Source organism: Peribacillus sp. SIMBA_075 (assembly GCF_046534585.1).
This window is the reverse complement of sequence record NZ_JAWRYN010000053.1, coordinates 1-14,856: the sequence shown is the minus strand read 5'-3', so window position 1 is coordinate 14,856 and position 14,856 is coordinate 1. Positions and strand designations below refer to the sequence as shown.

Sequence of the window (14,856 nt, the reverse complement as noted above, 5' to 3'; positions counted from 1 at the left end):
TGAACAAATAGATTGTATAGTGGTATTAAACAAAGGAATTATTATTAATTATAAGTATAAAGATTATATCCTTGGATCTCTACCTATACTGATGAACAAAAAGCAGGCTGGTTCTTTAAGGAATGGGGCGACAACACTCTTGCGGGATTTCTTTTGTATTTGGATTTGTCCTATGGAACTTCAACTGGTTTGAATGAAAGTTATTTAAACTACTATTTACTATCTGGGAATTATAATACTAGGCCGGTATAGAAACTTGAGCATCCAGTGGGGGTGCTTTTTTGTCTGAGTTTTAATGAATTTAAGATGATGATTGAAAAAGAGAGCGGGTGTCAGTCACCGATTGATAGCTGGAATTTAAAGACTAATGGCTCATTTACAAACTATTCAGTTAAATACATAATTAGGAAGATTATGAATAAGGAGGGATTACATGTATAGAAAATCACTAACAGTACTATTAGCTGCGGGTATGGCTCTATCAACTGGTACAGTATTTGCACAAACAAACGGGGCAACAAATGCCCAGTCTGACACAGCTTTTGATAACAAAGTTATCAAAAAAATTAGTGCGGACAATATGTATAATACGATTGCCTATCTATCAGAGCAACCGAGGGCTGCTGGTACAGAAGGGGAGCTCCGTGCAGTCAAATACATAGAAAGTCAGTTTAAGAGTCTTGGTTTTGAAACAAAGGTTCAGCCTTTTCCCATCTATGATACGGTGCAAAATGTAAAAGTGAAAATTGGTGACAGTGATTTAGGAGGAACACCGCGTGCCCTTAGCGGCAGTATCAGCGGGAAGGTAACGGCCGAACTTGTTAATGTTGGAAAAGCAAAGCCAGAGGAAGTTGGAGAAAATGTATCTGGGAAAATTGCACTAGTTGAACGTGGGGACATTACCTTTGTTGAAAAGGTTCAGAATGTCCTAAATAAAGGAGCGGTTGGCGTTTTAATGTACAACAACTCACCATCAGGAAATAATTTCGGACAAGTATCAGCGGGGCAAAATATACCTGCTGTAGCCATTACCCAAGCCCAAGGTTTAGAGTTGGTCGAACAGCTTAAAACTAAACAAATCACGTCAACTCTAGAAGTGGGAAAAGCTGAAAGAATCGAAAAGACATCCTACAATGTCATCGCTTCCCTAAAACCAAAAGCCAATAAGGATAATGGTCAAATCGTGACTGTTGGAGCCCATCATGATTCTGTCCCGGGCGGCCCTGGTGCAAACGATGATGCTTCTGGTGTATCAGCTGTGCTGGAACTGGCAAGGATCCTGGCCAAAACGCCAATTGACACTGAAATTCGCTTCCTCACGTTCGGATCTGAGGAAAGAGGGCTCGTTGGATCATCCTTCTATGCAGATTCCCTTCCCAAAGAGGATGTAGACCGCATGGTGGCTCACTTCCAAATGGATATGATAGGCGGACGTGATGCTGGCGAGGATAATCCTGCAGGTGGTTTGATTATGTATACCATTGATGGAATGAAAAACCTTGTGACGGACCTGGGTTCCTCAGCAGGGGCCAGAACGATGGATGTTGCGATTCCTTATGGACAGCTGGGCAGGAGTGACCACCAACCATTCCATGAGCTTGGCATTCCATCCGCCTTGTTTATCCATTCCCCTGTAGAGCCTTGGTATCACCAGCCTACAGATACACTGGATAAGATCTCGAAAGAAAAATTACAGCAAGCAGCTGAAATTGTCGGTGCCAGTGTGTATCAAATTGCCCGTCCGGAAACTCCGGCATTAACAAATGCACGTGTAGCTCCTGTCACGGTAGACTATGATTTTGATGACCGTCCGGTAGATTAAATACTTCATTGTACAGAATTACAAGATTAATAATGGATCTTGGAGAAAATCAGGAGGGCAGCTGTGTAGTTTACAGATGCTCTCTTCTTTTTATCGGCCCCGTGCTTAATTTTTTCACTTTAATTAAACACTAATAATCAGGAAAAAGACCATATAAAAAATAAAATGCAAACTTCAATTTTTTGAAAAAGAGCAGCGCCCTATTAAAGTTCACCAAATAAATCGGTGGTTAGGATGCTTCTGATATATTTACGGTATATCCTAATTTTTCTAACCTTCGGACCGAATTGCGTACAATAGAAGCTTGCTAAACTAAGTTGTTTGACACATTGTACGAGACCAGTGCTTTTTACCGATTTAGAAGCGCATGGAAATTATTTATAAATACTAATATGCTTATGAAGTGATGAAAATAGGATAAAAACCCAGTCGTTATTAACTGAAAATTCTTAATTAACACTAAAATAAGTGTATAATATTATAAAACAGTTATCTAAGTTTGTGGGTTACTATTTCTTAATAAGGAGGCGATACTCTTAAACATGTATGGAAATTTATTTTTTAGAAAAGAAATATTAGTAGGATGCAGAAAAGGAGAAATTTATTAGTCTAGAAAGGAATTAAAGCAGCTAGTAGACGCTGGTAATGCGGGTTTAGGTATTGCGTTTCCACCAAGTCATTCATTGTTTATTTTATTGGGATTCGCTCCTCGGAAGGTCAACTTTATGTAGCATTACTTACTGGGGGAGCTTATCAAATTTTATACAGACTATTTTTAAAGATGTGGTTTGTTCAACGCAATAAAATTAAAGCGCTTTCAACAGAATTTGTTCAGCCCATTAGCCAGTCATTTCGTGTCAATTAAACTATGTATTTTAATATATACAAAAAATCACTATATATACATACTGGAGGTTTTAGGATGAAAAAGAAAAAAGCATTATCCGGCCTGATGGCTGTGAGTTTACTAACAGTAATTCCGTGGAGTTCTGGACATGCTGAGAAACCTCAATGGACAAATGTGAATACATATGAGGAACAGGACGGAAGCAAGTTTAATAGCGAAAACTATGACTTTGTGAAATTCTCACAAATTGGTTCCAAATTAAAAGAGCTTGAAAAACTTTCAAATCGTGTGAAAGTTGAAGTCCGTGGAACATCAGCTGATGGAAACCCACTCTACGTTGTCACGATTGCTGACCCAACAACGCAAGGGAAGTTTGGAAAAGTGAAGGCACTTAGAAAGCAAATGTTTAAGAATCCAGGCAAAGCTCAAGAATGGGTTGCCAATAATCCTGACTTTAAAGTTCCAATCATGATTAATGGTTCTATTCATGGGACTGAATTTGTCGGAAGCGATGCAATCCTTCAATTAATTGAACGTTTTGCTACCCAAAATGATTCAACAACCAAAGACGTTTTAAAGAATAACATTCTTATTTTCAATGTCGTACAAAACCCAGATGGACGGATTGATGCCACCCGCTTTAATGGCGAAGGAATTGACATAAATCGTGACTTTATCACCCAGTCGCAGCCAGAAACAAAAGAGATGGTTGAGCTCATTAAAGAATGGAATCCCATGGTGTTCCTTGATACTCATGGTTATGTGAAGAATTATCAGCCAAATCTGCAGGGGTTAATTGAGCCTTGTACGCCACCGCATAATCCTAATTACGAGTATGACTTATACGGAAAATGGGCCTATAAACAGGCAGAAGCGATGGAAGCGGAAATAATGAAGGATCGTGGGAACTATTCAGGATCCTTGTATCAAAACATGAAAGGTACCTATATTCCGCTGCGCGACGATTCCGCTGGCTGGGATGATTACCCACCAATTTTCACACCAATGTATGCGATGTACCATGGTGCTTACGGTCATACATTAGAAGCTCCAACAAATGATTGGGATGGCGTACGATGGATGTATAATTCGATTATGGGGGCACTGAAATTTGCAACAGCTAACAAGCAATCCATGATTACTGATCAAATTGAAGTTTTTAAAAGAGGAATTAACTTTGACCATCCATTTCATAAGGAAGGGCTGTTTCCAAAAGCCTACATACTTCCACTAGACCCTAAGAATCCGACTGTTACGAATAAGGCAGTAAATCATTTGATCAATAATGATATTGAAGTTGTTCAAGCTGTGAATGCATTTGAATCGGATGGAGTGTCATATCCAAAAGGAACTTATCTCGTTGAGATGGATCAGGCGAAAGCCGGATTAGCAAACACGATGCTCTGGGATGGGGAAGACATCACGAACGATACCCCAGCGATGTACGACATTTCCGCATGGAGTTTACCGGAGCTTTGGGGATTCGAGGCAGTACCCACACAAAATCCTATTAAAGTTAAAGCAACGAAAGTAAACCATATTACAGGTCAAGGAACGGTTTCAGGAAAAGGACCGTTTCTGATTCCGAACAGCTCTGTCCAATCGGTAAATTTAGTAAATGCATTGCTTAAGCAAGGAATACCTATTGTACGTGATGCACAAGGCAACTTCTTTGTAAAAGCAGTAGCTAATCAGGTATCAGCAGCGGTGAAAGAATCTGGGTTACAAATTGGAACTGCTGAGGTACCAGTAGATGCAGTGGCTATTACGTCTTTAAAAGTGGCTATATTAAAGGATGGAGGTATGGGTAAACAGAAATCACACGCAGGAACAAAGCTCGCTTTGAAAAGACTAGGTTTTGATGTGACAGAAGTTACGCCAGTCCAAGTGGCTAAAAATACCCTTAACGGTTTTGATATTTTTGTCTATAGTGGAACGGAAAGTCTCATTTCTACCAACCTATCTCAAGCTAATAAAGAATTTGGATTACAGAGTGACGGGCAACTTAATGCGTTTAAAGAAAATATGACAAGCTTCTTAAATGAAGGAGGCAAATATATAGCTGTAGGTGCTGGTGCATCTAGAGCAACTAAGACACTTGGTCTTACAGACGACATCATTAATGTAGGAGGTTCCAACAGTAATGGTATCGTAAAAGTCGATTATGAGGGAACCGGTTTAACAGCAGGATATGGTGAGGATGATATCGGCTTTGTCTATCGTCCAACATGGTTCACGGGTACGGATAATGATGAAGTCGTCGCGACCCTTTCAGATTCAGATAATTTCTTCGTTGCTGGTCACTGGAAAGATAACATAACCGCCAAGGGCCAAGCCGTAATCGTAAAAGAACAGAATAAAGATGTAACTCTTATTGGGTTAGAAGCAGGTTTCCGCGACCACCCGGATTACTTGTTCCGTCTTCTATCAAATGCAATTTTTGAAAAATAGTAGAAATAGCCAAAGCCGGATTCAGCAATGAATCCGGCTTTGGCTATTTAAAAAATGCTAAACGCCTGCTACTAAGTCTTGAACAATTATCTCAGCAATTACTATAACGGAAAGGATTGGGCTATATTTCTTATGAGGTTGGAAGTAAATCATGCATCACAATGTTATCAATGGTTCTCCAGACAAAAAAGCAAACCCCGCAGGATTTGCTTTTTCCGTTATAAAGGAACACTTTCCTTAATAACCATTCTGTTTTGATGGGCATCCATTGAAAAACCACATTGGTAGCTTTATACTTGCATGAAAGAAATATTTGCTTATTCAACTACCGGGGCATACTTTAATAAGCGTAGTGTCTTCGTACTGTGACATTATAAAAAAAACAGAAAGTATGCTGCTGTTATCTCGACATCTAAAGCAGCAGTCAGCTTTACCATTTTTAATGCTGTCACATTGGATCTTCCAGAAGACATATTCGATGGACCCCCAGAAAGAAAGACAATGAAGCTCAGCAATGGGATACGATTGATCTCGAACAGCTTGTCTCAATAGTTAGTCAAGCCTCTGCAGTGCTTTAATTTCAAATCAATTCTTTAAATCATTGGATGTAAATATTAAGAAACCCGGCTAATCTTCTCATGTGAAGATAGCTGGGTTTATAAAGTTGGATGTGCAAAATAACATTTAAAATATATGCAAATTATCAGTCGAAAATCACACTAGTTTTCTATCTTCATGTACGAGCGACTTCTTGGCTGAGCCAAACGCAAATAGTGATAGTTCATCTGCTTGATACTTACTAGATCGCTATACAAAACCAACTTGTTTGGTGATTTCTTGTAGGACTATTGGAGATAAAAAGCGTTGTAATTCTTGTGCGAAAAGTGTTAGTTCACTAGAGATGATAGGATTCATAAAAACACCATCCTATCTCGTAAACTTCTTACGATAAGCATAGCGTTTTTTCATTTTTAAAGGTATCGTCTTAACTTAGCTTGATGGACATGTGACGCTACACCTATCAAGTTTATCTTAGGTGATGTTTGAGCATTTTTTTATATAAAGTAGATCGGTGGATGCCGAGAATTTTAGCTGCCTTCGATTTGTTTCCGTCTACTTTCTGTAAGATGTTTGAAATAAGGTCACGTTCACGTTCTTCGTTCGCCACTTTTTCATTAATCAGCAAATTAGAGGTTGTTGAACTATTTCCCTGGTGAGGAGAACTTAATTGCTGATCTAATTCTAGATCAGTAGTTATCAGAGGATTAATAGTATGAGTTGAGATCTGGCCTGTTTTTTCACTAGAATATTTACTATATTTATTTTTAGTCTTCATAAGATAGTCTGTAAGATGTGGTGGCAGATCTTCTAGTTGAATTCGTGCTTGATCTGAAAGAACAACTAAGCTTTCTAAAAGGTTTGCCATTTCCCGAACATTTCCAGGCCAATCATATTGAATGAAGCTTTCCAAGACTTCTCGACTTAATTTAACGGGGGGGATTTGGTATTTATTGCAAGAATCTTCTAATAATTTTGATACTAAAATAGGAATATCTGTTTTTCTATTTTTGAGGGGAGGGATGTGCAAACGAATGATGTTTAGACGATAGAATAAATCTTTTCGAAAGGTTCCCTTTTCAACCAATTGCTCTAATGGTTGGTTCGTTGCGGCAATAATGCGTACGTTCACATGAATTTCATTAATGCCCCCAATCCTTTCAAATTTTTGTTCCTGCAAGATACGGAGCAGTTTAGCCTGTAGGTGAAGGGACATGTCTCCAATTTCATCCAAAAAAAGCGTTCCGTTATGAGCCAATTCAAATTTCCCTGGTTTTCCTCCCTTGCTTGCTCCTGTAAAAGCCCCATGGTTGTACCCAAAAAGCTCAGATTCAAGCAACTCATCAGGAATAGCCGCACAGTTAATGGATATTAATGGACCATTTTTTACCGGGCTTAAATTATGAATAGCTTTGGTAAACAACTCTTTTCCAACACCGCTTTCACCGATAATTAAAATCGTAGCCATTGTCTTTGCTGCTCGACGGGATATTTTTTTAACTTCACCTATAGAGCTACTTTCACCGATAATTTTATCAAATGTGATCGTTTCTTCATCTTTCTTGGGATATTCAAGTGTAATCTGTTTATGACTCGACTTATCCTTAAGGGTCTGCATCCTATCAAAGACTTTAGAGAGCTCTGAAACTCCTTCGAAAACAAGCATTCCTATTGCACCAATCACTTTATCATGCCTCCAAATCGGGATTACGCTAGCAATCATTTCTTGCCCCTGCAAAATAACCGCATTATTGCGTTCCGGAATTCCCGTTTCAAGAACAACTGGCAACCGTGTATTGTCAATTACTTCAGTACAATGCTTACCTATAACTTCTTCCTTCCTCATTTGTACGAAACGGCTGTAGGAATTATTAAAAAGTTGGATTACGCCGTTTTGATCTACCACAGTTATACCTTCATAGGCTGTATCAAAACAAAGATCGTACATTTTTACTATTTGATCTAATGATTGTACTTTTTCGCTCAATAAAAAGAATTGGTTTAGCAACCTTCTCGTTGAAGGGAAACGACCAATAAGACGTCCATTTCTATCTAATACTGGAATACGCGTTCCAAACTGAAAGGAAAGTTCGTTTATAGGCTCGTCAGCATAGCAAACAGGGAACTTCTTAATCATGATATTTTGAATTTCTTGTTCTAAAGGTATGCCATTCAAAAATGCTCTCATTATTATTGAGAAAGTGACAATCCCCTTTACTATACAATCTTCGTTAACCACTGCAATATTATCTATTTCGTATTTCGACATGATATTAGCAGCTTTAAAAATAGAGTCGTGAATTTGTAATAAATATGACTCTTCTTCCATCCAATCTTCAACGGTACCGTCCTTAAAAATATTATAGGAGACGCTTTTATTATTTAAAACATTCATCAAGAATCACCTATCTTATATATAATTTTAAAATGATATGAATTTTGAATAATTTTAATATTCAAAATAATACTAAAGGAAATTGTTGTCATTTGTCAACGGAGTTGTTCTTGTTTAGCTACATAATTATCGATCGAGTGTCGCTTTTCGAAAACAGATATTTAAGAAACGGATGGGCACTTACAGGAAATTTGGCTTAATAACGAGTTGGCACAACTCTTGCATTAGTTTATAACTGTAAGTCAATTTTTTATAAGGGGGTGCAGTATGATTTTTATCGGAGAATTACGTACGCCTAATATTATATATTATGGAAATGGAAGCCTTTCTAAACTAGGCAAAGTGGCAAGTGATTTAGGTTCCAAAGCATTGTTAATCAGTGACAAGCCTATGAAGGATCTAGGTTATGTGGCAAGGGTTATTAGATATCTTCAAGGTGGGGGTGTTCACTCGATTACATATTTGGGAGTGGACTCAGAAACAAAAGATACTCATGTTGAAGAGGCTTTAACTCTTTTTAAAGAGAAGGAATGTGATTTAATTGTTGGTCTAGGCGGAGGAAGTTGCATTGATGCTGCTAAGGCGGTAGCTCTATTGGCTAGAAATAAAAGCGCTTTAATTGAATATATGGGTGTGGAAAATGTCATTATAAATGATCCCGTTTCAGTAATAGCTATTCCAACAACAGCTGGAACAGGATCTGAGGTGACTGATGCCTTAGTTGTGACTGATACTATTAAAGATTTAAAAATGATGATTAAACAACCTAAAATAATGCCACAGGCAGCTATTGTTGACCCAAGTCTAACGCTTTCATCACCAAAAATGTTAACAGTAGCCACAGGGATTGATGCATTATGTCACGCTTTAGAAGCTTATATCTCACGTAAGTCTCATCCTCTAACTAATACACTAGCTTTATCATCTATCAAATTAATTATAGATAACATTCAACGTGTTTATGAAGATGGAAATGATTTAGAAGCAAGAACACAGATGGCTTTAGCTTCAATGCAAGCAGGCATTGCTTTTTCTAATTCATCCGTATGCCTTGTTCATGGGATGTCTCGGCCAATTGGTGCCTTGTATAAAGTACCACATGGGATTTCGAATGCAATGCTTCTATCAGCTGTGTTGGAATTTAGTGAAGGCAGCTGCATTGAAAAACTAGCTCAAGTGGGTCGGACAATTATGGAGGGCATGGAGCAGCAAAGTGATGTGATCGTGGCAAAAGAAACCGTATTTTTCATTAAAAAACTATGTGTTGATTTAAATATTCCTAATCTTAAAGCGTGGGGAATTAATGAAGAAGATTTTGAACAATCTTTAGAGAAAATGGCAACTGACGCATTAGCAAGCGGAAGTCCAGGGAATCACCCCCGAGTGCCTAGCAAAGGGGAAATTATTGATCTATATCGGGTCTCCTTTACTAATGACTATTCAACTATGAAACTACTCAAAAAATAATATTGAATTTGGAAAGGGGGGATTGGTTAATATGGCAATTAGTTTTTTAGGTTTAATAGCTGGCCTTGGACTACTCATGTATATGACCATTAAAGGGATAAACATCATTATTGCAGCTGTGTTGTGTTCTGTTGTTGTAAGTATCACAGGCAAGCTTAATCTAATGGAAGCGTTAACAACAGACTACATGGGGGGCTTCACTGGTTTCTTCGCTTCCTGGTTTTTAACATTTTTACTAGGTGCAATTTTTGGGAAAGTCATGGAAGATACAAAATCTGCAAATTCAATTGCAAATTGGGTTCAGCGTAGATTCGGAGCTAAACGTGCAGTATTTGCTGTTGTAACCGCGTGTGCGCTTATGACGTATGGTGGTGTAAGCGTGTTCATTGTTGCCTTTTCTGTTTATCCTATAGCAGTTTCTTTGTTTAAAAGTGCTAATTTACCTCATCGTTTTATACCTGGTGCACTTGTCTTTGGATCCATCTCTTTCACTATGACATCGCCAGGGTCACCAGAAATACAAAATTTAATTCCTACTGAACATTTTGGTACGACTCCAACTGCTGGAGGTTGGGTGGGTGTGGTTATTGCTCTATTAATTATGGTTGGAGGTGGAGCTCTCTTAGGAAGGATGGTTCAAAAAGCTGTAGATAGAGGAGAAACTTTTTCTATGGACCACATTGCTGAAAGTGCATCGAATGAGGTTGCTGCAACTCGGCTGGAAACAGAGGATGACCTGAATCAAGGAATATCTAAAAAGGGCTTGCCTAATATAATTATTTCGATCATTCCTTTGATCTCTGTAGTAGCAGTTTTAAATATTGTTGCCAAGTATATCCCGACGGATCAAGCGGTATTGGTTGCTTTATTTGCGGGAATTGTTGTGGGATGGGCGCTTATGTATAAAAATGCTATTGGCACTCATTGGAAAGCCCTTACTATAGGGGCAGAAAATGCACTTAATGCCATTGCTAATACATGTGCTGTTGTAGGATTTGGTGCAGTTGCAGCAAAAGTACCAGCATTTACTGCTATTGTGGATACGCTTACTAATATGCCTGGGCTAGAATATGCGGGTCTTGCAATAGCTGTTACGACTATAGCCGCTATAACGGGTTCAGCCTCTGGCGGTTTAGGAATCGCCTTACCTATACTTGCACCTATTTATCAAGCACAAGGTTTAGATCCAGGAGCTATGCATCGAATTTCATCCATTGCTTCCGGTGGACTAGATTCTTTACCACATAACGGATACGTCGTTACTACTATCAGAGCGGTATGTAAAGAGACACATCAACGAGCATATAAGCCAGTATTTGTTCTCAGTGTGGTCGTACCTACAGCAGCATTAGCATTAGCAGTTATCTTATATATGATTTTTTACTAGATGATACCTGAAGGAGAGAAAGAGAGATGAGTTTAAAACATAGGATAGGGTTTATCGGATTAGGAAATATGGGTTTACCTATGGCAGAGAATTTGATTAATCATGAATATATAGTATACGGTTTTGACATTAATCCAACAGCCATTGTCAAATTTCAAGAAATTGGTGGACATGTATGTCAAAGTATTAAAGAAGTACTCCAACATGCAGATGTGATATTTATTAGTTTGCCTTCACCAGCTATTGTTGAGATGACATTTTTCGAAGAAGGCATTATTAAGTATGGATCTGATAATTTAATGATTATTGATACAAGTACAGTAACACCAGAATTAAACCGTAAAGTTTTTAATGCTTGCCAGAAAAATAACTTAAGATACTTAGGTTCTCCAGTAAGTGGCGGTGTTATTGGTGCCGTTAATGCAACCCTAACATTTATGGTTGGCGGACCTAAAGTATACTTTGATGAAGTACAGCCACTGCTAAATATTCTAGGAAAAAATCTGTTTCATGTTGGAGAAAATCCAGATAGTGGCACTGTGATTAAGTTAATCAATAATTTGATGATCGGCTTTTATACCCAAGCAGTTGGGGAAGCGCTAACTCTTGGTGAAAATATGGGCTTAGATCACGAGCGTATGTTTGAAATCCTAAATGTAAGTTATGGCCAAAGCAGAATATATGAAAGAAATTATAAGGAGTATATCGCCGATAATAACTTTGAACCTGGCTTTACAACAAATCTGTTGTTAAAAGATTTAAAAATAGCTAAGCAAATGGCTGAGGAATGTGGAATTAAGCTTCCAATTGGAGACCACTTGGTAGATTGGTATACGCAGGCAGCGAATGAAGGTTATGGAGAGAATGATATGTCTGCTGTTTACTTATTGACTAAGAAGCTAGCCGAAAAAGCAATACAAAAAAAATGATGATAAATTAGGAGGAATAAATAATATGACCATGATTAAAAGTGAATTTAATACGAAAACATTAACTCATTTTATTGGTGGAGTAATGAAACCTGGCAGAAGTGAACGCTTTGGAAAGGTATATAATCCTTCAACGGGTGAGGTAACGGCTTTTTGTCCATATGCTTCTGTAGAGGAAGTAAATGAAACAATTGAAGTGGCACATTCGGCTTTTGCAGCTTGGAAAAATACGACTGTAGCAAAAAGAGTGGAAGTTATTCATCGCTTTAGAAGCCTTCTAATAGAGGAAACAGAACGACTGGCAAATATAATAGGTCTTGAAAGCGGCAAAACAATTTCTGATGCAAAAGGTGAAATTAGTAGAGGAATTGAATCGGTTGATTTGGCGATAAATGCTCCACATATGTTAAAAGGTGAATACTCTGTCAATGTTGGTGGAAATATCAACTCTTTTTCAATGAAACAACCTCTAGGTGTAGTTGCAGCGATTTCTCCATTCAATTTTCCAGTAATGGTACCGCTCGCAATGACTTCTATGGCAGTAGCTTGTGGAAATGCGGTAATTTTAAAACCCTCTGAACGTGTTCCGAACTCAGCTTTATTTATCTCGGATCTATGGAAAAAAGCGGGCCTGCCAGATGGGATTTGGAGTATCATTAACGGTGACAAAGAGGCAGTTGATGCATTACTTAAAAATCCAAAAGTATGTGCCATATCTTTTGTAGGTTCTACTAGGGTAGCTGAATATGTTTATCACGAAGGAAGCCGAAATAATAAAAGAGTAGCTTCTTTTGGTGGAGGAAAGAATCATATGATTATTATGCCGGATGCTGATTTAGATCAAGTTGTTACTGCCTTCCTAGGTGCAGCATTTGGTTCTGCATCCCAACGCTGTATGGCGATTTCAGCAGCCGTTCCGGTTGGTAAAGCAACAGCTGATGCATTTGTAGCAAAATTAAAAACTCGTGTACTAGAATTAAAAGTAGGGGCATATAATGACAATAATGCAGACTTCGGAGCTGTAATTACACAAGAATCAAAGGATTCTGTTATCAAATATATTAATGAAAGTCTTGAAGAAGGCGCACAATTATATGTGGATGGCCGGAATCCTAAAATATGTGAAACGGAAAAAGGTTTTTATTTAGGACCAACGATTTTAGATCATGTTACTCCTGATATGAAAATTTATCGTGATGAGGTGTTCGGACCGGCACGTATTGTGGTACGCGTAAATAGCTTAGACGAAGCAATTGAATTAATTAATAATCACGAATATGGTAATGGTGTTACGATTTTCACAGAAAATGGGTCTGCTGCAAGGAAGTTCTCAGAACGAATTGAAGTGGGAATGGTCGGTGTGAACGTACCGATTCCGATACCAGTCGGATACTACAACTTTGGAGGGTGGAAGCGTTCGAAATTTGGGGAAGGCCACATGTTTGGTCCAGACACCGTTCGCTTTTTCACAAAAACCAAAACGATTTCAGAAAGATGGCCTGAATCCAAAGACAACGAAAATAAAGCGGAATTTTCATTTCCAAGTAATCAATAACTAAATGATTTCATACATTGAGATATGTCGAATTTTCATAGGCAAATGTAATTAACAAATGAAATATATTGAAATAAGCGCAAAACGCTTGGATGATTTTATGATTCCAAGCGTTTTTTTGCTTGAGGGGCTCTATTTTTTTAAAACCTGATATTTAACGGTCTACAGGAATGCTAAAGGGGCAAGATAGTTCCTAAAGGAATGGTACAATGAAGGAAAATTAACGAGGTGCAAAAATGCTTTTAAACGACTTTATGAATGAGAATTTCCCGAACTTAGAATTTAGACCACCCTTATTTTATAGTTGGAAAATTGGTATCCGTTTTGAATTAGGTGTGGACTATGATAGAGATAATGATTATGAAAATAGCCCATATCTACAAGGAGTATATAAAAGGGCTATCACTTTATTTAAGTCCTTGCATTCTCATAACGATGATATTTATATCGTAGTTGACGTAAACGACTATGCAGATGGTTATAAACATAAATCAAAAACTTTTTCTCGTTATATTAAAGAGAAATCGGTCTTATATGGGTTAAACCAAAAAACAATTCCTTATATTTTTCCTGACGATGATGATGAAGGAACATATAAAACACATAGATTTACTTTAAAATGTAAAACGTCTGACTTCAAATACATTCCTATGTTAAAAGCAATCTGCAATAATGATATGGGTATAAGACCAAGTATTTTTAATAGAGTCTATTTTATCAACATCAACAGGAAAACTATATTTCACGTTTATGATGACAGGGGTTGTGATTTATTGGCGACCTCTCCCGAAACAATAATAGATGTTTATGACAAATACAACGATTGGATATTAGATTACGACAGAAATGAAATAGACGAGACATTCAAATAAAGGATATCTCCTTGTTGAACAAAAAAAGACCTCTTGATTAGATGAATGTGTCCTAAGCTGGCAGCTAAAAAGGACAAAAACATCTATTTGGAGGTCTCACAATGAATTATAACCAAAATCATAAAATCTCTCAAATTACTTCGGAAACCTTAGTTGTGGGAGTAGATATCGCCAAGCACAATCATGTAGCGAAGGCACAGGATTTTAGAGGATTGGAACTGGGTAAACGTTTTCTTTGAAAACTAGAGCAATAGTGAGATTGTGTTTAGTTTATTGAGGGAGTTTAGTTGAAGAAGAACTGAATAAATAAAAACAGCCAGGTTATGGCTGTTTCAGTTTATAGACAAAAGGGGTTCGGAATTAAAAAATTCCGAACCCCTTTTTGAGATTCCCTTTGAATTTTTCCTGAAGTTAGGAGGTTGGGGCTCTACGAGCCCTATGTTAGGCCATTTTTGGACCTCGCCATGTCCAATTGGCCATCTTCTTTAAATTAATTGCAGCGAAAGTAAGCATCGCCTGCATCGACAATTTTTTAAGTCCCCTTAAAGTTGTCCAACGCATACCATGCTTTTC

General features: G+C 37.8%; 9 protein-coding genes and 2 pseudogenes. 8 read left to right on the top strand and 3 right to left on the bottom strand.

The window, feature by feature from the left end; translation table 11 throughout:
- Window positions 1-433: 433 nt before the first annotated feature.
- Window positions 434-1,822 carry a M28 family peptidase gene (locus SB775_RS24185; protein ID WP_410863682.1) on the top strand — a complete coding sequence of 463 codons (1,389 nt, stop codon included), beginning with the start codon at window positions 434-436 and terminating at the stop codon, window positions 1,820-1,822.
- 922 nt (window positions 1,823-2,744) lie between these two features.
- Complete coding sequence (locus SB775_RS24180; RefSeq protein ID WP_410863680.1) at window positions 2,745-5,120, top strand: M14 family zinc carboxypeptidase; 2,376 nt, start codon at window positions 2,745-2,747, stop codon at window positions 5,118-5,120.
- A gap of 736 nt (window positions 5,121-5,856) precedes the next feature.
- Here SB775_RS24180 and SB775_RS24175 read toward each other — a convergent pair.
- Both SB775_RS24175 and SB775_RS24170 read right to left on the bottom strand, forming a co-directional pair.
- Window positions 5,857-6,035, bottom strand: a pseudogene (locus tag SB775_RS24175) (IS4 family transposase); the annotation flags it as partial.
- Window positions 6,036-6,147: 112 nt separating this feature from the next.
- Window positions 6,148-8,073, bottom strand: coding sequence for a sigma 54-interacting transcriptional regulator (locus tag SB775_RS24170; RefSeq protein WP_410863679.1), 1,926 nt, complete (start codon window positions 8,071-8,073; stop codon window positions 6,148-6,150).
- Between the two features lie 267 nt (window positions 8,074-8,340).
- Between SB775_RS24170 and SB775_RS24165 the strand changes: the two genes are divergently transcribed.
- From SB775_RS24165 to SB775_RS24140, 6 genes and pseudogenes are all read left to right on the top strand, one after another.
- Window positions 8,341-9,540 (top strand): iron-containing alcohol dehydrogenase, encoded by a 1,200-nt coding sequence (locus SB775_RS24165; RefSeq protein WP_410863678.1) that lies wholly within the window; start codon window positions 8,341-8,343, stop codon window positions 9,538-9,540.
- Between the two features lie 31 nt (window positions 9,541-9,571).
- Window positions 9,572-10,927, top strand: coding sequence for a GntP family permease (locus tag SB775_RS24160; protein ID WP_410863677.1), 1,356 nt, complete (start codon window positions 9,572-9,574; stop codon window positions 10,925-10,927).
- Window positions 10,928-10,953: 26 nt separating this feature from the next.
- Complete coding sequence (locus SB775_RS24155; RefSeq protein WP_410863675.1) at window positions 10,954-11,856, top strand: NAD(P)-dependent oxidoreductase; 903 nt, start codon at window positions 10,954-10,956, stop codon at window positions 11,854-11,856.
- Window positions 11,857-11,887: 31 nt separating this feature from the next.
- Window positions 11,888-13,411, top strand: coding sequence for a CoA-acylating methylmalonate-semialdehyde dehydrogenase (locus SB775_RS24150; protein WP_410863701.1), 1,524 nt, complete (start codon window positions 11,888-11,890; stop codon window positions 13,409-13,411).
- Between the two features lie 254 nt (window positions 13,412-13,665).
- Entirely contained in the window at window positions 13,666-14,283 is a 618-nt protein-coding gene (locus SB775_RS24145; RefSeq protein WP_410863699.1) for a DUF3885 domain-containing protein, read from the top strand.
- A gap of 101 nt (window positions 14,284-14,384) precedes the next feature.
- A pseudogene (locus SB775_RS24140) lies at window positions 14,385-14,513 on the top strand (IS110 family transposase); the annotation flags it as partial.
- Window positions 14,514-14,724: 211 nt separating this feature from the next.
- On the opposite strand, the gene SB775_RS24135 reads toward SB775_RS24140, so the two are convergent.
- The coding region (locus tag SB775_RS24135) for a transposase (RefSeq protein WP_410863697.1) at window positions 14,725-14,856 on the bottom strand (132 nt) is incomplete at its 5' end.